The organism is Pseudomonas sp. NPDC007930 (assembly GCF_042958985.1).
Lineage (GTDB): Bacteria > Pseudomonadota > Gammaproteobacteria > Pseudomonadales > Pseudomonadaceae > Aquipseudomonas.
Map to the genome: position 1 here is coordinate 21,364 of NZ_JBIBKC010000025.1, position 26,043 is coordinate 47,406.

Below are 26,043 nucleotides of genomic sequence, written 5' to 3' on the forward strand. Positions count from 1 at the left end.
ATGCTTGTCCCGACGACCGCACGCCTGCAGTTCCTGGAAAACAATCCGCCCGTTCAAGAAATCTACATCGGAGAATCTCCGATTTTTTCCGCGATTCGCCACCATATGAGGATGCTCTATTCGGCGGTTTACCAGCCCGAGGGCGACCCATATCTCAACGAGTCGGCGTTGCTACTTCGTTTCGAGATGCAGAAGTGGCTGACCTCGCCCTTGATGCCCGATATTGGTCTGTTCCTACGCTGCGGTCTTGCCAATGAAGGACAGATCCGCCGACAGTGGGGCGGGGATGCCGCGCAAACCGTCGAGCTCCTGAAAGATCTGATCACTTGCTACGCTGACCAAGGCTCTGTGCTAAATACGGAATTCGTCAGGCTGTTCGTTGAACTTGCCTGCGAATACGCGGAAGACCGCATCAGGATCTGGTGCCACCGCAAGGAGCGTGATTTATTTCGCGAGCTGCTCGAGGGATTGGTCGATCTTGATGATGGGATATTCGTAAGCACGCTTGCAGATTACCGCAAGGTTCCTCCGGCAGATGCATTGATTCGGTTCGGGCCGTTGCGCAGGCATGGCTTCGGCAATGCGCCGGAGGCGCTGATCACTTCACCATCATACCGTCGGCTGGTCCGGCTTGTTTGGGCAGGGCTAGCGGATGACGACGGATTTGCCGATGACCCGGTACTACCCGGCCACAACTATCTGACGAGCATGCCCTCGGTTCGGACCACGATCACCGGCAATCTTGGAACGGTGACCGTGCCGCCAGACACGGAGCCGGTAGATGATCTTTTGTTCGTTGACCAGAAGGCGCCCGCCTGCAAAGCCCTGCATCGCTGTGTGCTCGTTGAGTTTCCTGCCGAATATGGTGTGCTGCTGCGCCCCGGTTCGCGCTTGCTGGTATATAGACCCCATTGCGCTGAAGATGAGGCTATTGGATACCGACATATTGGCAACGTCGAGGCAGGCGATTACCTGCTGATCCACAATGCCGATGCCGACCTGGGTGAGGTCAGCGTCGATGCCGCCAAGGCGCCACTGGCTGCTGTGTGGAAAAAAGCCCTGGCCGAGACCTGGAAACGGCACCCCAGCATATGTATCCAGAAAATGCAGCAAGCCGGTATTGACCTGCGGGACCTCTCGCGTGCAGTGCTGAAGTGGACGGCACTGAATGGCACAGTTATTCGCGCTCCCCTTCGCAAGAAACATTTCGAGGCACTGCTAACAAAAGTGCTTGATCCCGAACTCATTCCCGCGATGGTTGTGGATGGCAAAACAGTTCCCAGTTGGCGTCGGGCTTGGATAGAGGTCGAGTCCACACGCGTAAGGGCGATACAACACGGGGCTGTAGAGAATGCCATTGTCAACGAACAATTGGTTGCGGAGCTGCGCAGGGAGTTGTGCTCCATCCGCGACATGATTTCACCGGAAGATGTCTATCACCACCTGCTTGACCCGGCAAGTGGGCTGACAGGCAGCGTGGCATTCAAACCCGTGATCAGCCTCTCGCCGGACTTTGCTGCGCCGCCAGAACAGATGGAAAAACCCCTGAAGCTGCCAGTTGCTGAGCAGTACCGCGCAGACCATGGAGGCAATCATCCATGCGCATGATCCCGGGATTTATCGATGAGTCCGCCCCGCCAGGCGAGATTACGCTGTACCGGAAACTTGAAAGCGCGCAATGCGGCTGGACCGTCATCCACTCATTGGACCTGGCCCCGAGCAACCACAACAGGCGTACCGAGCTGGACTTTGTGATCCTGATTCCTGACGTTGGTATTCTCTGCGTAGAGGTAAAGTCACACCACGAACTCGGCTTCGACGGCAACCGCTGGTACCCGGACAGTATTAAAAAATCGCCGTTCCGTCAGGCACAGGATGCGCGTTTTGCTCTTCGCCGCCGGCTGGTGGATCGATTAGCTGTCTTTTCCCAAGTCCCGGTGGTTCACTGCTGCATATTCCCCCGGGCGGATTTTGCGGTACCGCCCAATCTGTCGGTTCAGCCGTACGAGGTGATGGACCGCGGCCGGTTCCAGGCCTGTACAACGGGCGATGCATTATGTGATGCATTGAAGACCATGGCGCGGCGGATCATCGATGCGGATCCGACGATCATGCCGCTGAAGACGCCGTTGTCAGGGCAGCAAGTAGAAGATTTTGTCAGTTTCTGTTTCCCCATCCGAACGCGGCGGCCAGAAAAGAACGCTGAAATACGCTACCGCGAGGAGGAGCTCGAGAGGATTTTGCTTGAGCAGCAGCAGCCGGTGCTTCGCTTGACGGAGTACAACGCTCGCGTGGTTGTCGAAGGCGGGGCCGGTACCGGGAAGTCCCTAATAGGTCTCGAGGTGGCCCGGCGCAAGGCCGCCCAAGGGCTCCGTGTAGGTTATCTCTGCTTCAACAGGCTAATTGGCCAATGGGCTGCCCGCCAGCTTGAGGGCGATCACAACCCACTCTTGGTCGGTGGATCTGCCCTAAGCGTGCTGATATCCCTGACTGGAATCAGTGTGCCGGAAAATCCCGGAGATGATTTCTGGTCCGGCGTAGCGTTGGATATCCAGGACTGTCTTACGGATCCCGAGTTTGCCCATGACGCTCGATTCGACTATCTGGTGATCGACGAGGCGCAGGACATACTTGGTCGTCCGGATCTGTTGGATTGTATCCGCCTACTACTGGACGGCGACTTGAGTGGTGGCCGTTACCTGATGCTCGGCGACTTCCGCAACCAGGTTCTTACTGGCGCCGCAGCACTTGCCACCGCACTCGCCGCTGCGCAGCGATACTCCGCCCGCTGGGTACTTACGGAAAACTGCCGGAACTACAAGGCCATTGGTCAGATGGCTATGAAGCTTTCCAAGGCTGACCAAAATACCTACGCAGGGTACCTGCGTCAGGGCGGCGGCCTGCATGCGTGGAACCTCGGCATGTACCAAGACGCAGCGGATCAGGTACACCAAATCATGACCTGCATAGATTCGTACTTGGCGAGCGGGTTTCGTGAGGAGGATATAACGGTGCTTTCCTTTGGGGCCGAACAGCAATCGGTGCTGCCGCTGCTCCGCGAGACGTGCAGTCGTTCCTTCGTCGTCGCCGGAGATGCCAGCACCAGGGGCATTCGCTGCTCCACTGTTCCTGCCTACAAGGGCCTCGAGAGTAAGGTCATCATCATCACCGATGTAATTCCTTCGGGCAGTGGGTTTGATCGTAGTCGTTTCTACACCGGAATTACCCGAGCCCAGGAGCGACTTCATCTTTTTTGTCACGTGTTGGGCGCCTCACAACTGGCCGAATGGGTAGCGAGTTCAGGGAAAGAATATGAATAAAGAACGATCCGCCGAAATTGAATTCCTCCGTGGTGAGCTGGTTGGCCCGGCCCGCCTCCTAGGCCCGGATCACTGCAGTACCACGGTGACCTTTGACGCACAAGGCAGCTTCCGGATGGCCGAGGAAGCCGACGCGGCCTTGTACTACCAATGGGGTGGTAGCGACGTTCCGCAGGAGATCGTTCACTACCGTGGCGAAACGCCCATGCAGCGTTATGGTGCCGGCCTGCTCCATCCTCGCAACTATATGCGTGGGGCGCTAATTGATGAACCGGTGGATGCTGGGCCATCCGTAGGGCAAACAGCCGACGCAGAGCCTAGCGAGACTGCATTGACTGAGACTGTACAGGCTGTGGTCTCCGATCCGGAGGAGTTCACCTCGTCTGGCGTATCCATGAGTGCCGGAGAAGGGACCGAAATCGGCGGCGCGGAAGCGGGTGACGATGATTTCGAGGTCGGCAGCGACGATATGTACCAGCCGTCAACCATGGGTATCAGCTTCTGTCTCGAAGAGGGGGATGGTGAATTCGTTGTGTCGCTGCCCCCCATGAAGAAATTTTTCTGGCAGGTGCCAGAAGCGGCCGCATTCCCAGTCAACGGGCGGTACGAGCCTTGTACCAAGGTCACCCTCAAGGAGGGTAAGGAGTACCCAACCGAAGCATGGCGGCGTGTGCCGGCGACTACCGAGGAAACGCATGAGCGCTTTCTCCTGGCCAGCCTGAAGCCTGGTAAAACCGAGTCCAGAAACTTGACCCTGCCAGGGGGGCTGGCTCTACAGATCCAGGTATTTCCTCGACGCATGCATGGCAAGTGGATCATTACCTGTGTGCTGCGGAACCAGCTGGACGCCAACAACATCAAGAGCAGGATGGAACGGGTCCAAGGGGTGCTGTTCCAAGCCTGCTTCGAGGTGCGCGTACAACACGGCGCAACCTTTAGCCGTTACCCTGAAGGCGTCAGGCCGTTCGCGCAGCTGGATGATGACGAACAAACGCTCGCCCTGCTCTATCGTGACGAGGCCACTTGGGCTATAGGCCATGGCTGTGCTGCCGGATGGGATCGTACGGAGGGCGCACGGCCGAACGCGGTGTTCGCGGATGTAATGCCGGCTGTAGAGCTGCCGAGCATGACGCCAGATATCCGGGATCGAGACGGCAAGCCGGTGACCCTGTCAATGCGCGAGCTGGCAGGCATGCCTTCCTTTGTCACGGGCGGCGCGGGCTGGGAGGCACTCGACCGCCTCGCTGAAGAGTATGCAGCGTGGATCGAGGCGCGCAAGGCAGACAGCGCGGGACTCGAGCCACATTTGCGTGAGGTGGCCGCGCGCCATCTTGATGGCTGTCGGCAGTGCCTCGTGCGAATCCGCAATGGCATTGCCATCTTGCAGGAAGATGAAGCTGCGCTGGAGGCGTTCCGTCTGGCTAACCAGGGAATGCTGCTCCAACAGATAGCTTCCAAGCAGATCGTACGGCGCCCCTTGGTCCGTCTCGACAGCTACGTAGCGGCCGCGGAACTACCGGAAGGGCAGCCCCGTACTCCATGGGAGGTCTGGGCCGGTTGTTCGGAGAAGCCGCATATCGGCAACTGGCGCGCCTTCCAGGCGGCTTTCCTGCTAATGAGCATCGCTGGCTTGGTAGACGAACGTTGTGACGACCGGGAAATCGTGGATCTGATCTGGTTCCCCACAGGGGGAGGCAAGACCGAGGCCTATCTTGCTGTAGCAGCCTTTTACATGTTCCACCAGCGCCTAGTTGCGCACCCCGGTGACGAACTGCGCCGAATTGGCACCAGTGTTTTCATGCGTTATACCCTGCGCATGCTGACCACACAGCAGTTCCAGCGTGCCGCCAGCCTGATATGCGCGATGGAGCAAATCAGGATACGCCGGGAAGAAGATCCAACCCGCCCCCGGCTAGGGCAGAACGGCTTCACACTGGGGTTGTGGATTGGGGGAGGTGGCTCGCCGAATACTTGGGCTGACGCCGCTACTGCCATTCGTAAATATGATCACGACGACGTGACAGGAAACCCATTAGTCCTTACCGAGTGCCCCTGGTGCCGTAGCACAATCGGCCGGCTGGACCCGGTCCCCACCGGTCGAAGCAGCAAAACGAAAGGCAGCAATCTGGCGGGTCTTGCACTTGCCGGGAAGCAGCCATACTTGAAGTGCTCCGACGTTTGCTGTGAATATGGCGGCGAGCGTGACAGGCTTCCTGTCGAAGTGATCGACGAAGCCATCTACAAAGACCCGCCGTCCATGTTCATCGCCACGGCGGATAAATTCGCAATGATGGCATGGAAACCTGAAACCGGCGCACTCTTTGGCTTCCATCATTACGGAGACGGGGAGGTCGCCCGTATCAGACGCCCGCCAGGACTGGTGATTCAGGATGAGTTTCACCTGATTTCCGGACCACTGGGTTCCATCTATGGTCTCTATGAAGGGGTGATCGAGCAGCTGTGTACCGCAGGAGAAGGCCGGCACCCGATCCGGCCCAAGATCATCGCCTCCACGGCCACCATTCGTGGTGCAACGAATCAGGTAAGCACAGTCTATGCCCGGGAGAATTTGCAGCTTTTTCCTAACCCGGGACTTAAGATGGGAGACTCGTTTTTCGGTCTCTACGCCAGGGAAGATGAGGGGCAGCTTGCAGAGGGTCGTCTCTACCTAGGAATTCATGCCAGCGGTTACCGATCCTTCCTGACGGCTCAGGTCCGTACCTTCTCGGCCGCGCTGTTCAGGGCCTGGATGTTCGAGGACTGCAAGAAGGACGCGTGGTGGACCTTGCTGGCATTTTATAACAGCCTTCGCGAGCTGGGTGGTGCCCAAACCCTGTTCCAGTCCGACATTGCAGCACGCATGAAGGACTACTCGCTGCGCTATGGCCTCAAGGGCAGCAAGCAACGCTATCTCAACTCGGTCGAGGAGCTGACCAGCCGTCAAAGCCAAGCCCAACTCGTGGAGCTCATGGACCGGCTGGCACTGGACTGGGACGATAGGAAAGCTCTTGATGCCTGTCTCGCATCCAACATTATCGAAGTGGGGGTAGATATCGACCGGCTGGCTTTGATGGCAGTCGTCGGTCAACCCAAATCATCGGCTCAATACATCCAGGTCACGGGCCGGGTCGGCCGGCGCTGGAAGGATCGCCCTGGCCTGATTCTGAGTATGTTCAATCCAAGCAAGAGCCGTGATCGATCGCATTTCGAGCAGTTCCACAGCTTTCATCGCCGTCTCTACGAACGGGTCGAACCGACCTCCGCCACACCATTTTCGGTCGAGGCAGTGGAGCGAGCCTTGGCAGGCGTCCTGCTGGTGTGGGCCAGGCAGTGCCATGACGCCAGATCGCCTGGGGAGGCCTTTGGTGACTATGCCGATTATCTGGATGAAGCGCTCGAACTGTTGCTCTCGCGTTGCGAGGCCATCATGGGAGGCCAGCCAGCGGAATTGGCCCGCGTGTGCGAAGCCATGCACAGGGTTCACCGTGACCTCTGCAGGAAATGGCAGACCAATCCACAGGAGTGGTGGTCGTTTCCGCAAAAGAAGGACGGGGAGTACCTGATGCTGTGGTCAGGCGAATTCGCAGCCCCAGAACAAAAACTAAAGGGAGTAAAGGTTCTCAGCAGCATGCGCAACGTCGACGGCTCTGCCCGGGCAGCGATCAGCAACAACTATTTCGCGGAGGAGTACACAGAGTATGGCCAGTGAGATTCGACTGGGGCAGCTGATTGCTCCCTTTGGTCCGGGAAGCATCTATACCGACAAGCATGGCATTCCGAATATCGTCTGTGGTCTGGATTTCTGGCACAAGCAACGGGACGAGCGCGGCAACTGGAGGGAAGACGAGACAGCCATGCGTAAACATTTGATTGACGAGCCTCGGCTTTCCGCGCTGCTCCAGGTTCCTCGATTCCGCCAGCCGCCGGAATATTGTGTTGACGATCAGAATCCTGGTCTCTCGAGATTGGAGATTCAGACTCACCGCTTTCCTACCTGGTATGTTGACAGCCTCAGCGGAAGGATGCGTCGTTTCAACCTTGAGACCAAGAAACTGGCCCCGCTCCAAAAGGGGGAGAAAGCGAAATGGCGGCCGGTACGTTTCATCAGCGTCTGCAGCCATGGGCATATGGCGGATTTTCCATGGAAAGCGTGGTGCGGATGTACCTGTCCCGGGGATGCAGGACTGGTCCTCAATGATTCGGGCGGCCCGGACCTGCGGTCGGTAAAAGTCTCGTGTTCGGCCTGCAAAAAATGGAAGACGCTGGCTGGGTCCATGGGTATGGAGCGCAACAAGGAAAGCGGGAAAATCGATATTTCAGGGCTTAAATCTGCTGGAATCGACTGCAGTGGTGAGCGCCCTTGGCTAGGCCGGGCAGCCCAGCCGTGCCAGGAGCCTCCGGTAGCTGTGCTGATAAACCAATCGAATATCTATTTTGGCAAGATCCTATCTTCAATCTACCTGCCGGATATGACCAGCGAACAGGCCGTTTCCGACATTCAGAAAATCCTAAGGCAAAATGAAGGGGATCTCACCGCTATCAAAACCCTTCTCAGCCTGCATCAGCATAAGTATGCCTTGGGCATGCTCCACGATATTCTGAGGCCTCATTACTCCAGCCTTCCAGACGACGATTCAATCATGAAGGCCATGGATTCACTGAGCCAAGGCACCTCGCTGGCGGGCAGTGGTCCTCTGCCGGTTATGGCCGAATCCGAACCGCAAATATTCCGGAGATCAGAGTACAACGTGCTGCGCAACGAAGTAGGACCGGGGGTAGACCCCGAGCTAAGGGTCATACATAGCCGTATTCCGCAGTGCCTGAAGCCTTGGTTCGGGCGGATCAATCTGGTCGAGCGGCTGCGGGAAACCCGGGTGCTTTGTGGATTCGAGCGCCTGATACGGGCCAAGGAACCTCTTGAGTCTATGCCGTCATCGGCCATGAACCAGCTTTTCCTTCATCCACCAGAGCCCGCATTTCAATGGCTCCCAGCCATCAAGAATTACGGTGAAGGTATCTTTGTCGAGCTCAATGAAGATGCGGTCCGTCAATGGCTCACGAATAATACAAAATGGCTGACGGATCGACTGGACCAAGCTTTTGTAGAGCGTATGGCTAATGAGACGAACCTCATGCCACCACTCCAGAGTAACAACCGGATGCCGCAATGGGCAGCCCGATACCTTCTGGTTCACTCTTTGGCACATATTCTGATCAACCAGATGGTGTTCGAGTGTGGTTACTCGTCAGCGGCGCTGAAAGAACGCATCTTCGTATCAAGCGATCCAGAGGCACCGATGGCGGCCTTCCTTATTTACACCGCGGCCGGAGATTCTGAAGGGAGTCTTGGCGGTCTGGTTCGTATCGGCCGGCCCGAGCTGTTCGAGCCGATGGTACTCAGGGCACTCTCCCGAGCATCCTGGTGCTCTGCTGATCCTGTATGCTCGGAGAATCTGGGTGGAACTGGCTCGCGTCGGGTCAACAAGGCAGCCTGCCATGCTTGTGTGCTGCTACCGGAAACTGCATGCGAAACAGTTAACAGCGGGTTGGATCGCGCCATGGTTGTCGGAACCCCTGAGGCACCGCATCACGGGTTCTTGACTGATCTGATTCATGAGGCTATGACCCGGGCAAGCTTGGCCGAGTCAGGAGCAGGGGCCTGACTGGATTACCTACTCAAAAAAATGTGTGCATGATCGCATCGTTTGAGTGCGGTGGCGGGCAAATGGATTGTCAAACTTGCCGGCCGGCCAGAAGCTATCTGCCCATTGATTTGTTTCTATACCTGCTACCTCCAGCATGGAATTGGCCCTGTTACTGAAATTCAATGACCTTGGCTACCGCTTGGTAGGTGCAGATTCGCCTTCCGGGACATTCAGCAGGAATACGAACCTTGGTGAATCCCCGGGATTGGCCATGCCAAAGGTTAAGTCCGGCTCGTCGGCGTAGTTGTAGGACGTGCCAGGGAACTTTGGGAGCGCGCAGCCTATTAGCACCTCCAGACTCGGCGGAGGGCCGCGCTCAATGTTAGTCGATTCGGGACGATCAATTATGGACGGTGTCCCGTCGAGTGTTCCCAATACAGACAGATAGTCGGCCCAGTTTCATTCAGGATGCGCCGAACCCTCGACGACCTACTCAGTATCGCTGGTGTCGGGATGGTACGAGTTGATCATGGCCGATACCAGAGGAAGGTTCTACGTCAGAACCAGACGCCGTACCTACCACTCGACGCGGTGACAGTCCGGATCTTCATCGTCCGCAGAACAGGTGATCGTCTCAGCTTGGTTTGCGTATTTCTTCAGCTATACCCGTTCCATTTTCAGGTTCAGGAAGGAGCGTCCCATTACTGCGTTGTCCCAGCAAGCGACTGCAACCATAGGCCTGCTCGGGATCCGTTTCCAACCGTATCGGTAATCAACATTTATGACAGTGCACGGCGAGTCTGTTTGCATGCACAGTGCATGGCAAGGCTCTGCCCTGAGCCGAAGCCCTAAGCCATAGCTCATCAACCCTCACAAAAACCCTTTCCATTTACCGATATTGGGATAAAATGGTGACTTAAAGTCACAGATTTTACCCAGAGGTGTTGATGAGCGTTTTGGATGGCGATGGTGTTTCCCTGCGGCCTGTCGTGGCACCTCTGCACGAACGCATTGGCGGGACCGCCAGCGATGATCTGTCACTGATCAAACGGCTGCTGGAAATCTACGATCAGGGCTATCTGGCCAAGGTCCTCAACGATGCCAGTCCTGGGCACTGGTGCCGGGAAACCATCAATCGGTGGGTAAAAGGAAAGGCTTCCCCGACACTGTCCCACCGCGACTTCACAGTTCTGAAGGGGTTGCTACCCGCCCGGGTGAAAGGAGAGCGGACCTTCACGTTCATCGACCTGTTTGCCGGTATCGGTGGGATCAGGAAGGGGTTCGAAGCCATCGGTGGCGAGTGCCTTTTCACATCGGAATGGAACCAGCACGCGGTGCGGACCTATAAGGCCAATCACCACTGCGATCCCGAGCGTCATCGCTTCAACCTAGACATTCGGTCGGTGACGCTTTCCGACAGGCCCGGGATCAGCGAGGACGAGGCCTACCGCCATATCGACCGCGAGATTCCGGATCACGATGTGCTTCTGGCAGGCTTCCCCTGCCAGCCATTCTCGCTGGCCGGCGTCTCCAAGAAGAACTCGCTGGGTCGCAAGCACGGCTTCGAATGCGAAACCCAAGGCACCCTGTTCTTCGACGTGGCCCGCATTCTCGCAGCCAAGCGTCCGGCAGCCTTCCTGCTGGAAAACGTAAAGAATCTCAAGAGCCATGACAAGGGCAACACTTTCCGCATCATCTGCGAGACGCTGGACGAGCTCGGCTACGAGGTGGCGGACGTCAATGCGCCCAAGGGAGCGGATCCGAAGGTCGTGGATGCAACGAAATTCTTGCCCCAGCACCGCGAGCGCATCGTACTGGTCGGGTTCAGGCGCGATCTGAACGTGCATCAGGGCTTCACACTCAGGGACATCGCGAAACATTATCCCGCCGAGCGACCTTCCTTCGGAGACCTTCTGGACAAGGACGTCGACAGCAAATACACGCTGACCCCCAAACTGTGGGAGTACCTCTACAAGTACGCCCAGAAGCACCGTGAAAAGGGCAATGGGTTTGGCTTCGGCCTCACCGGCCCGCACAGCGTCGCCCGTACACTATCCGCCCGTTACCACAAGGACGGCTCGGAGATCCTCGTCGATCGCGGTTTCATCGAAGGCTTGGACTTCTATGGCGAGCTCAACCAGATGAACCGGCCCCGTCGTCTCACGCCTCAGGAGTGTGCGCGCCTTATGGGCTTCGACAGGCCTGGGGAGAGCACATTTGTCATCCCCGTTTCCGATACCCAAGCGTATCGGCAGTTCGGCAACTCCGTGGCGGTGCCGGTTTTCGAGGCTGTGGCCAGACTGATGAAGGATAGAATCTTGGCTGCAAAAGCCAAGACCATCGATGCCGAGCAGCCCCAGCTGGAGATGGCGCTTGCCTATTGAGCATGGCTTGACGATATTGCGGTCCTCCGAATCTTGAGCATTCCAAGCTCGAGGTGGCCGCAATATCCAGAAATACCTTGTAGCCGGATCTGTGCATTAACCGCTTGAACACGTTTCACGCGTGCTGCGCCGCTACGTCGCCCTGCCGGAGGATGCCTTCGCGCTGGTCACTGACTGTTGCCTGAACTGCTCCAGCATCGAGAGCAATCTGGCGAGGGTTTGCTCGTCGTTTTTTAACTGGCACTCCCAGACGATGATCACTCGCCAGCCCGCCGCTTCCAGACTCCCGGTGTTTGTCAGATCTCGGGCAACATTTTTCTGAAACTTATCATTCCAGAATTCTGGTCTGGTCTTCGGATTGGTCGCGTAGCGGCAGCCTGGGTGACGATGCCAGAAGCAGCCGTGCACGAATATGCAGACTTTCAGCTTTGGAAACACAAGGTCGGGATTGCCCGGCAGGTCCTTGCGATGGACGCGGAAGCGATAGCCATGAGCGTGGAGGAACCGCCGTACCATCAGCTCCGGTCTTGTGTTCTTTCCACGAATTCCCGACATCATTCGCGAGCGGGTCAGGGGGTCTACAACGTCCATATCCCTCCAGCAACAATGGCATTGGTCCAAGATCAATCGCAGCACTGTTGCGACCTGGCATCCCCTTAGGTTATACATCCGCCGATACGTTCACCCGCTGATAGGGTGGCAGGCCGCAAGCACGATCCTCCAGCAAGGCCAGCCGCAGCGCCTAGCATGGTCAGTGGGCACTAAGGAAAATTATCCCTCGCGACAACTTGTCGTCCACCATCGATATTCACTGACCGCGGATTTTTCAGGTCTTATTGATTCTAAGGGACTGGAGCTGATCATCGCTGCAGTAATCCGTCAGCTTTCCCTGAAGTAGGAGACATAGGCGTTTTGCTATTTCCTCGCGATTGCAGAGGAACGACAGACGAATGAAATTCGTCGCAGCCATGCCATAGTATTTTTGCCTGGTTTTTCCGTCGATACTCGTATGGTTCGGTGAGGAGCGAGGTGCGTCCGCTAGTATCCTTGTTATTTCCTTGGTGCCGACCGTTAACCCCAGTAGGAGAGCCTTGTCGCGGACATCAAAGTCGGTCACCAGATAGGATGACCCTACTTTTTTATCCCAATAAGGCTTCACGATTATAGCGTGCAAGGCATTGATACCAATTTCCCCTAAATCCTTCAGGAGATACGCTTCGCCAGTATTAAGTCCGAACTCCAGAGGCCCGGGATCACCATATGGAAATTTGTGTTTCACTTCTAAGGCCCAGATCTTGTCGCCCATGATGGCAACCCGGTCGATGTTCCAGACGCTCGTGAACCATGGCTGGATCCCCCAGTTGACCAGCAGCCGTGGCAGGGCGACATTGTATTTGAGATAGCTCCGGGGACGTTGCTTCAGATATCCCCAGAAAGCTCCGAGATGACGCTCCGCGTCCTTTACCCCCGCGGTCACCTCATGCTTCTTGCCATGGCGGGAGCCCAGTTCCTCAACCAGCTCCGCAAGCGGTATACGCTTTACCGTTCGCCCGTGTCTGATGACCCTCGCCATGAAAAAGGCCGAATCCTCGACCCACTCTAGGAGGTAGACCCTGAATCCTTTCTCCAGCGCGTTCAGGTACCTTCCTAGGCCGTGCCCTTTTGTACGTGCCCAGACAAAGGCATGCCGTACGTTGAAGTCTGCACGATCCCGCGTGATGAAGGTCTCGACATCAAGCAGTATTGCCGAACCGCCTTCAACGACCTTTGGAATATGCTCGATGATCTGATCGAAAAGGCTTTCGACCACCATGCCTTCGGCAACGCTATGCTTGTCATGAGCAAGGATTTCGTAGACGGTCTGGGCGTCATCAAGATCGATATCCCTGAGAGAACCAAAGGGTGTTTCCATGCTCATGTCCCGAGAGTGTGCCGGATCTGCCCGATGTATTGATCCAGACTTTGCAGCCACTGCCGCTGAACCGGGGAATAGCTCTCGAGGAGGCTGACCGGGACAACCAGCTGAAGGTCGTGTGCCTGCATTTCATTGGTCTGGTGGACGCTGATGCTTGGCTCTAGGGTCAGCAAATGCTTCACCCGGATGCGGCGTGCCTCAGTCAGTACCTGACGCCAGCGATCCTTGCAGGTCGATTTCGAGGCCAGCATGATCAGCCTGTCATCTGGGTATGCCGGATCGAGGTAAGCCTGCTGTCCTGGGAACAGAAAGTCCGCTGTCGCACGATTCTCTGTCTGGACCTGCCTTCCGAAAGGGATTCGGTGCGCATCGAATACCGCAGCTAAGTGATGCTCGAGCGCATGACCCACACGCGATTTCCTTCGATTCTGTACGCTTAGTGAGACCTTGATGAAATGCTCCACACTGTCGAAGCCATTATCCAGCTGGACCTGGACCAAATAGCGTTCGAGGGTCCGGAACAGCATTTCCTCATGGTTCATCCATGCCATCAGCATGGTGTCGGCTGAATCATACGCACGAACATCGCCTGGACATGTTTCCCTAGCGAACCCGCTGAAGGCGGCAGTAGAAGGAAAGCTTCCGCCGAATTGTTGGACCAGTCTGTCAAGCCAGTCCTCATCCCCTCCTACCGGTTCAAGTCCCAGTTCTTCTAGGATCATCGACTCGATGACGTTGACATGGCGCGTGCCCTCCACCTCCCTTGTATGGAAACGGTCGCTGGATACGTGGTCGATCCCGAACAGCCAGCGAAGCTGACTTTCACTGGTTGATCCGCCTGGCGTGATGATTATCATCACCGTACTGTCGGGTTTGACCGCGACCAGACAGAAGTCCGTTTCGGTCATCCTCAGAGTCACGGAATTATCCGGATAGTAGAGGCGATACTCCGGACCACGGTTCGGGTTGTTGCGACGGGAATCGTACCAGGTTAACTCACCCGAGGCGCGAAGCGGTTCATCCTTGTCATCGCTGAAATAGAAAAAGACGCCACGCAGGGGGATGGTCGCCTGGCCTGGCTCACCCAAAATCCTGGCGAAGGCGTTCGAACCTATTTCATGCTGGTTCGAGTTTCGAGTTGCATCCACACGGGACAGGTACTTGGCAGCAACGCCGGTAAAATGCTGACGAAGTGATTCCACGAATACCCCTTGTTCATTGACTCTGTAGAGCTTTCAGCGGGCTCGTTGCGCGACAGGTCTTCTACCAATTTGGGCTGGGCTGTCGACCATGGCTCGATCAGTTGCCAGAAGGGCAGAAGCGGCATCTGCGCTCGAAAGCATATAGCGCGGCGTCTGATAAATCATGTTCGTCCTAGCATGGCGTGTCACATCGCTTACACGTCTTTGAAGTCTTCGATTTTCATTTCGGGTACCCCGACACAGTAATTCCCATCTATCTAATGTGCCAGCCCTAGGCTCCTTGGCTAGCCTTTGCGGCTCGGCAGGTTTGGAAATTCGTCGTACCTGCGGCATACATCCAAATCGCTATGGCCGTAATTGCGGACGTTCCCAAGCCGTTTTTACAACAGCGCCATCGTACCCGAAATCGAAGCTGGACAGATGCCGATGCCCGCTACCGGCACCCGCCAGCCGGCTTTCGGTGCGCTAAACACATAGGTCGCGTATTAAGAGAATTTAATGACATGGTCCAGCGAGCCACTTGCCTCGAAGGATTCCCACAGAAGCTTGCCTGCGGAGGACGATTGCAGGCTGTTGCTAAAGGCGATAATCAGCTCTGGTTCACATGACGGCAACTTGGCCAAAGAAATCCATTGGGAGGGCACATCAGTTCTGCGAGGGTACCCAGAGGGCTGGTGCGTTCACGCCCGGCGAACGCACCGCCTCGACACGCTCGCTGAGTGATCGTGGAACCCACAATGGGTGGATATCCTTCCATTGGTCTGGGGATCTGAAGGTGTGTTCGACAGACGTTTGCGGCGGAATGCTGGATCTGCGACAAAAAAATATAATGCCCACCGGGAATCCCTCGGAGGATTCCCGGCGATAAGTTTTCATACGGCGGAGATCGCTAAATTTCCAGCGGCTGCCGTTTGGATATGCTGGCTCCACCAAGCCATCATCGGCCGGCGACGTTCAATGTAATCCGCACGATTGTAAGCGCTACGTACCTCGTCCTTGTCCACATGAGCAAGCGCAACCTCGATTAGCTCAGGATCCCACCCTTGCTCATTGAGAATGGTGCTGGCCATCGAGCGCATACCGTGACTTACGAGCCGGCCTTCGAACCCCATTCGCTTCAGTGCCATATTTGCCGTCTGGCTATTGCAGTGTGTGCGGGGGTTGCGGTCAGCCGGAAAAACGTACTCCCGGTGACCACTGAGGGGCTTTATCGCATTCAATAGCGCGATTGCCTGATCGGTAAGTGGGATGATGTGAGTGCGTCGCTTCTTCATTCGCTCGGGTGGAATGATCCAGATTTTCTTCTCGAAGTTGATGTCCGCCCAGCGAGTCGTGGCTGCTTCTGCCGGGCGAGTCATGGTGTGCAGTTGCCATTCGATCAAGCATCTAGTGGTCCTTTTTATACTGGCGTTGGCAACCGCATGCATGAGCTCTTGCAGCTCATCGGGAGCGAGGGCTGCCATATTTTTCTTTTTCGGCTTTTTAAAGACCGATCGAATTCCAGTCAGCGGGTTAGAATGAATCAAACCGGAATTCACGCCGTAAGTCATGATTTCGTTCAAACGCTGGCTTAGGCGCTTGACTGTCTCGAGACTGCCCTTTGTCTCCAGCGGGCGAAGCAGCTTGATCACCGTCGGTGCAGTGACCGCGGATATCGGCGTTGCCTCAAGGTCAGGAAAAACGTGCAGTGTAAGCGATCGCCAAATGTCCTCGGCATAGGCGGGGGTGACTGCGTCCTTCTTCAGCTCAAACCATGCGATCGCCACATTTTTAAAGGTGTGCTCCACAGTCGCTTTGAGGGCCTGGCGATCTGCGCTTCGCGCTTCCTTCGGATCTAGCCCTTGAGCAACAAGCTCTCTCGCCGCTACGGTCCGTTTGCGCGCTAGAGCTAGGCCGACCTCCGGAAAGGTGCCCAGCCCCATGTTCACGCGCTTTTTGGTCACTGGGTGGATGTAATTGAAATTCCAGAGCTTCGAGCCATTGGCCCTGACTCTCATTTGCAGGCCGTCACCATCGGTGAGGATGTAGTCTTTTTCAGCAGGTTTAGCGGCCTTGACCTTCAGGTCTGAAAGCCGCGCAGCTTGGGCGCACATGGTCGTCTCCAGAGGCTCGTGTATTCCAAAAAATACCAGTGGTAGCCTTGGAATACCACGTGGAATACATAGATTGTAGGATCTGCTCGGATAGCCTCGGACACCATTGGACCTGAAACCCTTGATTTTACTGGCTTTCAGGCACAAAAAAAGACGCCCTTGGACGTCTTTAGATGTAAAAGTGGTGGAGCCGGGGGGATTTGAACCCCCGTCCGCCAGTACTCCGCTGTCGGTACTACATGCTTAGCCCGTTCTACTGAGTTAACCCGCGGCCGCCCGAGGGGCAGGGTGCTTTGGGCGAGTCGTGTAAGTTTTAGCCGTTTCGTCCACGACGTACTACGCGGCGATCCTGTTCTGTATGACAGTCGGTTCAGGTTTACAGGCATCCCCTAGCGACTGCTGGCACCGAAGTGACCAGAACGCATTGGTCGTTAGCCGCGATTAAGCAGCCAGGCGAGCCTCAGCGTTGAAGGTTTCGTCATTGGCAACTATAAGAAGTTGCAACAGTGGATTTACGAGTTCTGTTACCAACTCGGCATGCACCTAAAGTTTCGTTACCGGCGTCGAATCCTGATCGGCCCCGATCCGTCAATGTACCGACGGTTGCCGCGCAGTCTACCGCCAAAGCCGCGCCAAGTCGACCCTCCCGTGAAGGCCGGCCCGGCGCCGTGCGCCATCAGTTGCCCGCGGCGCCGCCTTTCTTGGTGGTTTTGTCCAGCTCGGTGAGGATTTTCTGGGTCTGCGCGATGCAGTCCTTGGTGTCGCCCTTGGCTTGCGAAGCCTTGGCGGCATCCACCTTGTTCTGCACGCCTTTTTCCAGCGACGGGTTAGACGCGCCCACGGTGGTCAGCTCGTCGTTGATCTTCTGCAGGTTGGCGGCGCAGAGGTCGTCGGCGGCGAACACCGGCGAGGCGGCCAGCAGCGCGGTGGAGAGGAACAAACCAGTGATCACGGTGCGTTTCATGGGTAAATCTCCTCGAACGATGGGCTCGGCATTGAGCGTAAAAAGCCGGTGCCGAGGTACAGGGTTCACCCGAATGGCCGGGCTTATCAGGATTGACTTTGCCCTGTGATGGGGGTTCGTTTTTTCTTCACGCGCTTACAAGTTTTGTTAAAAACTCTGTGGTTCAAAGCAAAATCGCCCCATTTTGGGGCGATTTAGGGTCAGTTCGCGGCAGGTGTTTTGGCGGTGGTCACCCGGTCGACCAGGTACACCAGGCCGTGGTAATCGATGCCGCCGTGGTGCGACAGGCCGATCTCGCAGGTGCGGCTGGTGGAGATGCCTTCGCTGCAGTGCTGCACTGCTTCTTTGAGTGAGCGCAGGGCGTGTGCGTTCAACTGGGGCGTGGTAAAGCCCTTGTCGCCGGCGAAGCCGCAGCAGTGAATGCCTTCGGGGATCACCACCTGCTGGCTGCAGCGCCGGGCGATGTCGATCAGGCCCTGGCTTTCGCCCAGGTGCTGGGTGCTGCAGGTCACGTGCACGGCCACCGGTTCCGCCTGGGGGGTGAACACCAGTTTGTCGAGCAGGTGGGTGCGGATGAAGCGCACCGGGTCGTAGAGGTCGAGTTGGCTGCTGGCCAGGCCCTGGGCCAGGCGCAGGGTGCAGGGGCTGGTGTCGCAGTAGATCGGGTCTAGCCCGCCGCGGCTGGCTTTGAGCAGGGCGCCGAGCAGTTGCTGGCGTTTTTGTTCGGCGGCTTCTTCGTAGCCTTTTGAGGCGAAGGGTTGGCCGCAGCAGAGGGCGGCGAGTTGTTCCGGGATCACCACGCTGTAACCGGCTTTTTCCAGCAGGCGCTGGGTTTTCGCGAGCAGGGTGCTTTGTTCGCGGTCGCCGGCGGCGGGGCCCATCACCCGAGACACGCACGCGGGCAGGTACACCACCCGTGGCCGGTCGCTGGCGGTGGGCGGGCTGAAGCTGATCGGCGCCACCGCCTGTGGCAGGGCGCGGTTCCAGCGCGGCAGGCGTTCGCCGCTGGCGCGGCTGAGGGCGGCGGACCACTTCGCCAGGCGTGGCGCGCCCAGCAGCCGGCGCGCGCTGTCGGCGCCGCGCAGGGTAAAGCGCGCGCCTTGCAGGGTGGCGGCAAAGTGCTCGGCCAGCCAGCCGGCGGTTTTGCCGTGTTGGGCCTGCTGGCCGCGCAGTTTTTTCACCAGCTCGCCGGTGTTGATGCCCACCGGGCAGCGTTGCGCGCACAGGCCGGTGGCGGCGCAGGTGTCGAGGCCCTGGTAGTTGAAGTGGGCTTCGAGGTCGTGGGTGCTGCTGCCGGCGCGTTTTTTTGCCTGGATGTCGCGCCACATCACGATGCGTTGGCGGGGGCTCAAGGTCAGCCCCTTGGACGGGCACACCGGCTCGCAAAAGCCGCATTCGATGCATTTATCCACCAGCTCATCGGCGGCGGGCAGCGGCTTAAGGTGCTTGAGGTGGATGTGCGGGTCGCGGCTGAGCACCACGTCGGGGTTGAGGATGCCGGTAGGGTCTAGCAGGTGCTTGAGCTGCCACATCAGTTGGTAGGCCTCTGCGCCCCATTCCAGCTCCACGAACGGCGCCATGTTGCGGCCGGTGCCGTGCTCGGCCTTGAGCGAGCCGCCGAATTCCACTGCCACCAGCTGCGCCACGTCGTCCATAAAGGCCTGGTAGCGGGCGATCTCCGCCGGGTTGTTGAAGCCCTGGGTGAACACGAAGTGCAGGTTGCCCTCCAGCGCGTGGCCGAACAGGATCGCTTCGTCGTAGTGGTGTTTGTCGAACAGCGCGATCAGCCGGTTCACCCCTTCGGCCAGTTGCTCCACGGGGAAGGTCACGTCTTCGATGATCACCGTGGTGCCGGTTTCGCGCACGGCGCCGACGGCGGGGAAGGTGTCTTTGCGGATCGCCCAGAGCCGGGCGTTTTCCGCTGGGTCTTGGCTGAACGGCACCTGCGCTTGCAGCGGGAAGCCGGCCAGGCTGCCGGTCACCTGCTCGATGTTGCCGTGCAGCTGTTCCACGCTGGCGGCGCGGGTTTCGATCAACAGCGCGCAGGCGCTGGTGGGTAATTCGCGCACGAACGCCGGCATGCCGGGTTTGTTCTGCACCGAGCGCAGGCTGCGGCGGTCGAGCAGTTCCACCGCGGCCACCGGTTGTTGCTTGAGCACGGTCACGGCGTTGCAGCAGGTGGCCACATCGGCGAACACGATCAACGCGGTGGCTTTGTGCGGGTAATCGGCCACGGTGTTGTAGGTCACCGCGCTGATAAACCCCAGGGTGCCCTCGGAGCCAACCAGCAGGTGGCTGAGGATTTCTAGCGGCGCGTGGTAGTCCACCAGGGCGTTGAGCGAGAGGCCGGTGGTGTTCTTCAGCCGGTATTTGTGGCGGATCTTATCCGCCAAGGCGGTGTTGGCGCGGGTGCGCCGGCCGAGTTCGGCGAGTTGCTCGAGCAGCGCGGCGTGGCTGTGTTCAAAGGCTGCCACGCTGGCCGGGCTTTCGGTGTCGAGCAGGGTGCCGTCGGCGAGGATCAGGCGCATGCCGGCGAGGGTGTGGTAGGTGTTTTGCGCGGTGCCGCAGCACATGCCGCTGGCGTTGTTGGCGACGATGCCGCCGATTTTGCAGGCGTTGATCGAGGCTGGGTCTGGGCCGATCTTGCGCCCGTAGGGGGCCAGCCAGCTGTTGGCCTGGGCGCCGATCACCCCCGGTTGCAGGCGGATCTGCTCGCCCTGTTGGCGAATGCTGTGGCCGTTCCAGGCATCGCCCAGCACCAGCAGCACCGAGCCGCTGATGGCCTGGCCGGAGAGGCTGGTGCCGGCGGCGCGGAAGGTCACCGGCACCTGGTCGCGCTGGGCCAGCTTGAGCAGGGCGATCACTTCGTCGTCGCTCTCTACCCGCACCACCAGCTTGGGCAGCAGCCGGTAGAAGCTGGCGTCGGTGCCAAAGGCCAGGGTCGAGGCCGGGTCGCTGAAGCGCCGCGCGGTGGGGATCAAACGCTCGGCATCACGCAGGAACGGGGCGGGCAGGCTCATGCAGTCTCCTTTGCCGGGCGGCAACCTCTGTGGGGTTGCTCGGCCCGGGCCATCAGGGGGCGGGCGGCGCTCAGGCGCCCAGTTCGCGGACCAGCGAGTCGCGGGTGATGTCGCTGATGCTCTTGGCGCCGGTCAGCACCATGGCCACGCGCATTTCTTTTTCGAACAGCTCGAGCAGGTTTTTCACCCCGGCCTCGCCGTGGGTGGCCAGGGCGTACAGCCAGGCGCGGCCGATCAGCACGGCGTCGGCGCCGAGGGCGATCATCCGCACCACGTCGAGGCCGTTGCGGATGCCGGAGTCGGCGAGGATCTTCAACTCGCCTTTCACCGCGTCGGCAATCGCCGGCAAGGCGCGGGCACTGCTGAGCACGCCGTCGAGCTGGCGGCCGCCGTGGTTCGAGACCACGATGCCGTCGGCGCCAAAGGCCACCGCGTCGCGGGCGTCTTGGGGGTCGAGGATGCCCTTGATGATCATCGGGCCGTCCCAGAACTCGCGAATCCACTCCAGGTCGCTCCAGGAGATCGACGGGTCGAAGTTGGCCCCCAGCCAGCCGATGTAGTCGGCCAGGCCGGTGGGGTTGCCGCGGTACTTGGAGATGTTGCCGAGGTCATGGGGCTTGCCGTTCAGGCCCACGTCCCACGCCCACTGCGGGTGGGTGATCGCCTGCCAGGCGCGGCGCAGCGGCGCGTTCGGGCCGCTCATGCCGGAGTGGGCGTCGCGGTAACGGGCGCCGGGTACCGGCATGTCGACGGTGAACACCAGGGTGGTGACCCCAGCGGCCTTGGCCCGCTCCAGGGCGTTGCGCATAAAGCCGCGGTCGCGCAGCACGTACAGCTGGAACCACATCGGCCGGTCGATCGCCGGCGCCACTTCTTCGATCGGGCACACCGACACGGTCGAGAGGGTAAAGGGGATGCCCTTGGCGGTGGCGGCGCGCGCGGCTTGCACTTCGCCGCGGCGGGCGAACATGCCGGTCAACCCGACCGGGGCGAGGGCCACCGGCATGCTCAGGGTTTCGTTGAACAATTGGGTGTGCAGGCTCAGCTCGGCCATGTTCTTCAGCACCCGCTGGCGCAGGGCGATGCCGGCGAGGTCTTCAACGTTGTTGCGCAGGGTGCGCTCGGCGTAGGCGCCGCCGTCGGCGTAGTGGAACAGGAACGGCGGCAGCTTGCGCTGGGCGGCGGCGCGGTAGTCGGTTGCGGCAGATATGATCATAAGGTCTCGCACCATGGGTTAAACGAACGCTGGCCGGGCGCGCGGGTGGCGCCCGGCCGGGCGGTTTCAATGCACCAGCATGCCGGTGAACAGGTACGCCTGAGCGAGGGTGATCAGGCCCACCACCGTTGCGAAGAATAGGCTGTGCTTGAGGGTGAAGCGGAACAGGTCGGATTCTTTACCCACCAAACCGGTGGCGGCGCAGGCCACGGCGATCGACTGCGGCGAGATCATCTTGCCGGTGACCCCGCCGCTGGTATTGGCCGCCACCAGCAAGGTGTCGCTCACGCCAATCTGGTGCCCGGTGGTGGCCTGCAGCGAGCTGAACAGCGCGTTGGAGGAGGTGTCCGAGCCGGTCAGGAACACCCCCAGCCAGCCCAGGAACGGCGAGAAGAACGGGAACGCCGCGCCGGTGCCGGCCAGCACCAGGGCCAGGGTGGCGCTCATCCCTGAGTAGTTGGTCACGAACGCAAAGGCCAGCACCATGCCGATCGACAGGATCGGCCAGCGCAGCTCCAGCACCGTGCTTTTGAAAGTTGTCAGGCCAATTTTTGGCGATACCCGCAACACCACCATGCTGATCAGCGCGGCGAGGAAAATCGCCGAGCCGGTGGCCGAGATCGGGTCGAACTTGAACACCGCCGCCACCGGGGTTGGCGCGGCCACGATCGGCGCGGTTTTGATCACCAACTGGTCCAGGTGCGGGACCGCCACGTTCAGCACCGTGCCGTACAGCGCGCCACCGGCGGCGAACAGCGCCTTGAACGGCTTGAGCGTCCAGATCGTCACCAGCACGGTGAGGATCAGAAACGGCGACCAGGCCTTGAACACTTCAGCGCCGCTGTACTGCGCCGGCGCTTCCGGCTGCACCGCGGCAGCGCCGGCGCTGGCGGCCAGTTGCGCGCGCTGCGGCTGCCAGGTTTTCAGGAACAACGTGGTGGCGACCAGGCTGGCCAGCGCCGAGGTGATGTCGGGCAGTTCCGGGCCAATGAAATTCGAGGTGAAGTACTGGGTCACGGCGAAGCTGCCGCCGGCCACCAGCGCGGCGGGCCAGGTTTCTTTCACGCCGCGCAGGCCGTCCATGATGAACACCAGCCAGAACGGCACGAACAGCGACAGCAGCGGCAGTTGCCGGCCGGCCATGGCGCCGATTTTCATCGCGTCGATGCCGGTCACCTGGCCTGCCACGATAATCGGGATGCCCAGCGCGCCAAAGGCCACCGGCGCGGTGTTGGCGATCAGGCACAGGCCGGCGGCGTACAGCGGGTTGAAGCCCAGCCCCACCAGCAGCGCGGCGGTGATCGCCACCGGCGCGCCAAAGCCGGCGGCGCCTTCGAGGAAGGCCCCAAAGCAGAAGCCGATCAGCAACACTTGCAGGCGCTGGTCGTCGGTAATAGACAGCACCGAGCTGCGGATCACCTCGAACTGGCCGCTGTTCACCGTCAATTTATACAAGAACACCGCGGCCACGATGATCCAGGCAATCGGCCACAGGCCGTACATAAAGCCATAGCCCGCGGCGGCCAGGGCCATGCCAGCCGGCATGCCAAAGGCCAGTACCGCCACCAGCAGCGCCAGCAACAGCGTAACGCTGCCCGCCACATGGCCCTTCAGCCGTAACACGGCCAGGGCAACGAAGAAGAACACGATCGGAAGCACAGCGGCCGCGGCGGACAGCCCGAGGCTGCCCAGGGGGCTATAGAGTTGTTGCCATGGATGCATGGAGGTGGGCCTTGTTTGTTTTTGGTCGGCTCTGGGGCTGATTGTAAATTGGTAATACCAATTTACAACCAGTGGCCGCTAGGTTAAAACCCTAGGCTGGGGTGTGTCAATTTGCCTCGCTGCGACCTTGGTCGAAGGCCGCTGCAAGCGGTGCGTGCCCGGCGCCGCCGAATCGGCGAGAATGGGCACCCGCTTCAGGGGTGTGGAGATTGCAATGGGGTTTGATCAGGTTCGCCAACGGCGCCTTTCCGACGGGATCATCGAGCGGCTGGAGGCCATGCTGCTCGAGGGCTCGCTCAAGGCCGGCGACCGCCTGCCGGCCGAACGGGTGCTGGCCGAGCAGTTCGGCGTGTCACGCCCGTCGCTGCGCGAGGCGATCCAGAAGCTGGTGGCCAAGGGCATTCTGGTCAGCCGCCAGGGCGGCGGGCACTTTGTGGTCGAGGCCTTGGGCGCGACCTTCAGCGACCCGCTGATGATGCTGCTCGAGGCCAGCCCGGATGCCCAGCATGACCTGCTCGAGTTCCGCCACACCCTCGAGGCCTCGTGCGCCTATTACGCCGCCCTGCGCGCCACCGAAGCGGACCGCGAGCGCCTGACCGCGGCCTTCGAGGCACTGTTGGGCTGTTACCACCGTGCCGGCGAGGTGACCCGCGCCGAAGAGGGCGCGGCCGACGCCACCTTCCACCTGGCCATCGCCGAAGCCAGCCACAACCTGGTGTTGCTGCACACCATTCGCGGGCTGTTCGACCTGCTCAAGCGCAACGTGGTGACCAACATCGGCGGCATGTACAAGCAGCGCAGTGAAACCCGCGACATGCTGATCGCCCAGCACCGGGAACTGTTCGAAGCCATCATGGGCGGCCACGCCGAGCTTGCGCGGGAGGTGTCTAGCCGGCATTTGCTGTACGTGCAAGAGGTGCTGCAGGAGGCCCGCCAGGAGGCGGAGCGGGAGGCGAGGGCAGAGCGGCGGCGCGGGCTGTAACGGGGCGCGGCGGGGGCCGCGCCGGCGTTACTCTTCCTTGCCCTTGTTGCGTACGGCGCGCTGCATTTCGCGGTTCGAATCGCGCTCGCGCTCGGTGTCACGCTTGTCGAAGGCTTTTTTACCCTTGGCCAGCGCGATTTCGCATTTGATCAGGTGCGACTTCCAGTACAGCGCCGTGGCCAGGCAGGTGTAGCCCTTTTGTTGCACGTCGGCGTACAGGCGGTCGAGCTCTTTGCGGTTGAGCAGCAGCTTGCGGGTACGGATCGGGTCGGCGATCACGTGGGTGCTGGCGGCATTCAACGGCGTGATGTGGGCACCGAACAGCCAGGCTTCGTTGTCTTTGAGCAGCACGTAGCTGTCGACCAATTGGGCCTTGCCGGCACGCAGGCTTTTCACTTCCCAGCCCGACAGGGCGAGGCCAGCCTCGAAGCGGTGCTCGATGAAGTAGTCGTGGCGCGCCTTCTTGTTGAGCGCGATGGTACCGGTGGGGTGTTTCTTTTGCTTAGCCATAGGGCGCGCATTATAGGGGCAAGCGCGGCGGTCGGCTATGGCCTTGAGCACGCGGAACGAATCCCGGACAATACCGCTCACACTTTTGACCTGAATGGCCGGGCCGGTGCGCTACCGTGCACCTCGCTCACCCGGCCTTGGACGCGACGGATAGATGACGACCCATATACAACGCTCGGCCTTGCTGCCGTATCCCGCCCAGGCGCTGTTCGACCTGGTCAACGATGTGGCGCGTTATCCGGAGTTTCTGCCGTGGTGCTCGGCCACCACGGTGCTGGAGCAAAGCGCAACGCACATGCGCGCCAGCCTCGAGGTGGCCAAGGGCGGCCTCAGCCAGAAGCTGGTGACCGCCAACACGCTTGAGCCGGGCCAGCGCATCGAGATGAACCTCGAGGAGGGGCCGTTCACCCAGTTGCACGGCATCTGGGTGTTCAAGCCGCTGGGCGAGAAGGCCTGCAAAATCAGCTTGGACCTCTCCTTCGACTACGACGGGCCGTTGGTGCGCGCCACCCTCGGGCCGCTGTTCAACCAGGCCGCCAACACCCTGGTAGACGCCTTTTGCCAGCGGGCCAAGCAGCTTCATGGCTAACACCCTGGCGGTTGAAGTGGTGCACGCGGGTGTGGCCGAGCAGGTGCTGCTGGCGCTGCAGGTGCCACCCGGGACCACAGCCTTGCAGGCGGTTGAGCTGGCCGGTTTGGCGGGGCGTTTTCCCGAACTGGACCTGGCCACGGCGCCGATGGGTATTTTCGGCAAGCTGATCAAGCAGCCGGCCGAGCAGGTGCTGGAGGCCGGGGACCGGGTGGAGGTGTACCGGCCGCTGTTGGCAGACCCAATGGAAGTGCGCCGGCAACGGGCGGCGCGGGCCAAGGCGGCAAAACGAGGGTGACAGCCCTGGTTCTTTCAGGTGGTTTTACTGAGTGCATGGCCTGGCTGTGCCCTTCGCCCGGCACAGCCGTAATGCTGTTCACTTAAGTCATTTCACGGCTTTACGGAAGAGATCAATCTGTGAGCTCTGCTGATTTTGTGCATGAGCTTCAGGGCCCATCGCCCGGCACAGCCGGCCTCCCAC

17 protein-coding genes and 1 other RNA gene are annotated in these 26,043 nt (G+C 59.6%); 8 read left to right on the forward strand and 10 right to left on the reverse strand.

What is annotated here, in order from left to right; genetic code table 11:
- The 5 genes from ACFZCE_RS25690 to dcm all read left to right on the forward strand — a co-directional run bounded on the left by ACFZCE_RS25690 (position 1) and on the right by dcm (position 11,349).
- Positions 1-1,608: a hypothetical protein gene (locus tag ACFZCE_RS25690; protein WP_390943362.1), complete on the forward strand. Its 1,608-nt coding sequence runs from the start codon at positions 1-3 to the stop codon at positions 1,606-1,608.
- Positions 1,599-3,320, forward strand: a complete 1,722-nt coding sequence (locus ACFZCE_RS25695) for an NERD domain-containing protein (protein WP_390943363.1) — start codon at positions 1,599-1,601, stop codon at positions 3,318-3,320. The genes ACFZCE_RS25690 and ACFZCE_RS25695 overlap by 10 nt, the downstream gene beginning before the upstream one ends.
- A complete protein-coding gene (locus tag ACFZCE_RS25700; protein ID WP_390943364.1) occupies positions 3,313-7,029 on the forward strand; it encodes a helicase-related protein in 3,717 nt (1,238 codons plus the stop codon). The genes ACFZCE_RS25695 and ACFZCE_RS25700 overlap by 8 nt, the downstream gene beginning before the upstream one ends.
- Complete coding sequence (drmB, locus tag ACFZCE_RS25705) at positions 7,019-8,983, forward strand: DrmB family protein (RefSeq protein ID WP_390943365.1); 1,965 nt, start codon at positions 7,019-7,021, stop codon at positions 8,981-8,983. Before ACFZCE_RS25700 ends, drmB begins: the two co-directional genes overlap by 11 nt.
- 929 nt (positions 8,984-9,912) lie before the next feature.
- Entirely contained in the window at positions 9,913-11,349 is a 1,437-nt protein-coding gene (gene dcm, locus ACFZCE_RS25710; protein ID WP_390943366.1) for a DNA (cytosine-5-)-methyltransferase, read from the forward strand.
- A 132-nt stretch (positions 11,350-11,481) separates the two neighbouring features.
- On the opposite strand, the gene ACFZCE_RS25715 is transcribed toward dcm, so the two are convergent.
- The 9 genes from ACFZCE_RS25715 to ACFZCE_RS25755 form a co-directional block, all read right to left on the reverse strand.
- Positions 11,482-11,940 (reverse strand): DNA mismatch endonuclease Vsr, encoded by a 459-nt coding sequence (locus ACFZCE_RS25715; protein WP_390943367.1) that lies wholly within the window; start codon positions 11,938-11,940, stop codon positions 11,482-11,484.
- 235 nt (positions 11,941-12,175) lie between these two features.
- Positions 12,176-13,261, reverse strand: a complete 1,086-nt coding sequence (locus tag ACFZCE_RS25720) for a hypothetical protein (RefSeq protein ID WP_390943368.1) — start codon at positions 13,259-13,261, stop codon at positions 12,176-12,178.
- A gap of 2 nt (positions 13,262-13,263) precedes the next feature.
- Positions 13,264-14,466, reverse strand: coding sequence for a type II restriction endonuclease (locus ACFZCE_RS25725; protein WP_390943369.1), 1,203 nt, complete (start codon positions 14,464-14,466; stop codon positions 13,264-13,266).
- An 872-nt stretch (positions 14,467-15,338) separates the two neighbouring features.
- Positions 15,339-16,559, reverse strand: coding sequence for an integrase domain-containing protein (locus ACFZCE_RS25730; protein ID WP_390943370.1), 1,221 nt, complete (start codon positions 16,557-16,559; stop codon positions 15,339-15,341).
- A 182-nt stretch (positions 16,560-16,741) separates the two neighbouring features.
- Positions 16,742-17,141, reverse strand: a transfer-messenger RNA (tmRNA) gene (ssrA, locus tag ACFZCE_RS25735).
- 94 nt (positions 17,142-17,235) lie between these two features.
- Positions 17,236-17,523, reverse strand: coding sequence for a hypothetical protein (locus tag ACFZCE_RS25740; RefSeq protein ID WP_390943371.1), 288 nt, complete (start codon positions 17,521-17,523; stop codon positions 17,236-17,238).
- 200 nt (positions 17,524-17,723) lie between these two features.
- The gene (locus tag ACFZCE_RS25745) at positions 17,724-20,543 is read right to left on the reverse strand and encodes an FAD-linked oxidase C-terminal domain-containing protein (protein WP_390943372.1); all 2,820 of its coding nucleotides are present in this window, start codon (positions 20,541-20,543) and stop codon (positions 17,724-17,726) included.
- 70 nt (positions 20,544-20,613) lie between these two features.
- A complete protein-coding gene (lldD, locus tag ACFZCE_RS25750) occupies positions 20,614-21,759 on the reverse strand; it encodes an FMN-dependent L-lactate dehydrogenase LldD (protein WP_390943373.1) in 1,146 nt (381 codons plus the stop codon).
- Positions 21,760-21,825: 66 nt separating this feature from the next.
- The gene (locus ACFZCE_RS25755; RefSeq protein ID WP_390943374.1) at positions 21,826-23,481 is read right to left on the reverse strand and encodes a lactate permease LctP family transporter; all 1,656 of its coding nucleotides are present in this window, start codon (positions 23,479-23,481) and stop codon (positions 21,826-21,828) included.
- Between the two features lie 214 nt (positions 23,482-23,695).
- Between ACFZCE_RS25755 and ACFZCE_RS25760 the strand changes: the two genes are divergently transcribed.
- The gene (locus ACFZCE_RS25760) at positions 23,696-24,463 is read left to right on the forward strand and encodes a GntR family transcriptional regulator (protein WP_390943375.1); all 768 of its coding nucleotides are present in this window, start codon (positions 23,696-23,698) and stop codon (positions 24,461-24,463) included.
- 27 nt (positions 24,464-24,490) lie between these two features.
- On the opposite strand, the gene smpB is transcribed toward ACFZCE_RS25760, so the two are convergent.
- Positions 24,491-24,973, reverse strand: coding sequence for an SsrA-binding protein SmpB (gene smpB / locus ACFZCE_RS25765; RefSeq protein ID WP_390943376.1), 483 nt, complete (start codon positions 24,971-24,973; stop codon positions 24,491-24,493).
- A 154-nt stretch (positions 24,974-25,127) separates the two neighbouring features.
- Between smpB and ACFZCE_RS25770 the strand changes: the two genes are divergently transcribed.
- On the forward strand, positions 25,128-25,562 hold the full coding sequence (locus ACFZCE_RS25770) for an SRPBCC family protein (RefSeq protein WP_390943377.1): 435 nt from the start codon (positions 25,128-25,130) through the stop codon (positions 25,560-25,562).
- Positions 25,555-25,860 (forward strand): RnfH family protein, encoded by a 306-nt coding sequence (locus tag ACFZCE_RS25775; protein ID WP_390943378.1) that lies wholly within the window; start codon positions 25,555-25,557, stop codon positions 25,858-25,860. Before ACFZCE_RS25770 ends, ACFZCE_RS25775 begins: the two co-directional genes overlap by 8 nt.
- Positions 25,861-26,043: the final 183 nt, after the last annotated feature.

Excerpts from the sequence above, each read along its gene's own strand:
- ACFZCE_RS25695 (WP_390943363.1), top strand. The coding sequence starts at position 1,599 with ATGCGCATGATCCCGGGATTTATCGATGAGTCCGCCCCGCCAGGCGAG.
- ACFZCE_RS25770 (WP_390943377.1), top strand. The coding sequence starts at position 25,128 with ATGACGACCCATATACAACGCTCGGCCTTGCTGCCGTATCCCGCCCAG.
- ACFZCE_RS25715 (WP_390943367.1), bottom strand. The coding sequence starts at position 11,940 with ATGGACGTTGTAGACCCCCTGACCCGCTCGCGAATGATGTCGGGAATT.
- ACFZCE_RS25740 (WP_390943371.1), bottom strand. The coding sequence starts at position 17,523 with ATGAAACGCACCGTGATCACTGGTTTGTTCCTCTCCACCGCGCTGCTG.
- ACFZCE_RS25700 (WP_390943364.1), top strand. The coding sequence starts at position 3,313 with ATGAATAAAGAACGATCCGCCGAAATTGAATTCCTCCGTGGTGAGCTG.
- dcm (WP_390943366.1), top strand. The coding sequence starts at position 9,913 with ATGAGCGTTTTGGATGGCGATGGTGTTTCCCTGCGGCCTGTCGTGGCA.
- smpB (WP_390943376.1), bottom strand. The coding sequence starts at position 24,973 with ATGGCTAAGCAAAAGAAACACCCCACCGGTACCATCGCGCTCAACAAG.
- ACFZCE_RS25690 (WP_390943362.1), top strand. The coding sequence starts at position 1 with ATGCTTGTCCCGACGACCGCACGCCTGCAGTTCCTGGAAAACAATCCG.
- ACFZCE_RS25760 (WP_390943375.1), top strand. The coding sequence starts at position 23,696 with ATGGGGTTTGATCAGGTTCGCCAACGGCGCCTTTCCGACGGGATCATC.
- drmB (WP_390943365.1), top strand. The coding sequence starts at position 7,019 with ATGGCCAGTGAGATTCGACTGGGGCAGCTGATTGCTCCCTTTGGTCCG.
- ACFZCE_RS25720 (WP_390943368.1), bottom strand. The coding sequence starts at position 13,261 with ATGGAAACACCCTTTGGTTCTCTCAGGGATATCGATCTTGATGACGCC.
- ACFZCE_RS25755 (WP_390943374.1), bottom strand. The coding sequence starts at position 23,481 with ATGCATCCATGGCAACAACTCTATAGCCCCCTGGGCAGCCTCGGGCTG.
- ACFZCE_RS25745 (WP_390943372.1), bottom strand. The coding sequence starts at position 20,543 with ATGAGCCTGCCCGCCCCGTTCCTGCGTGATGCCGAGCGTTTGATCCCC.
- ACFZCE_RS25730 (WP_390943370.1), bottom strand. The coding sequence starts at position 16,559 with ATGTGCGCCCAAGCTGCGCGGCTTTCAGACCTGAAGGTCAAGGCCGCT.
- ACFZCE_RS25775 (WP_390943378.1), top strand. The coding sequence starts at position 25,555 with ATGGCTAACACCCTGGCGGTTGAAGTGGTGCACGCGGGTGTGGCCGAG.
- lldD (WP_390943373.1), bottom strand. The coding sequence starts at position 21,759 with ATGATCATATCTGCCGCAACCGACTACCGCGCCGCCGCCCAGCGCAAG.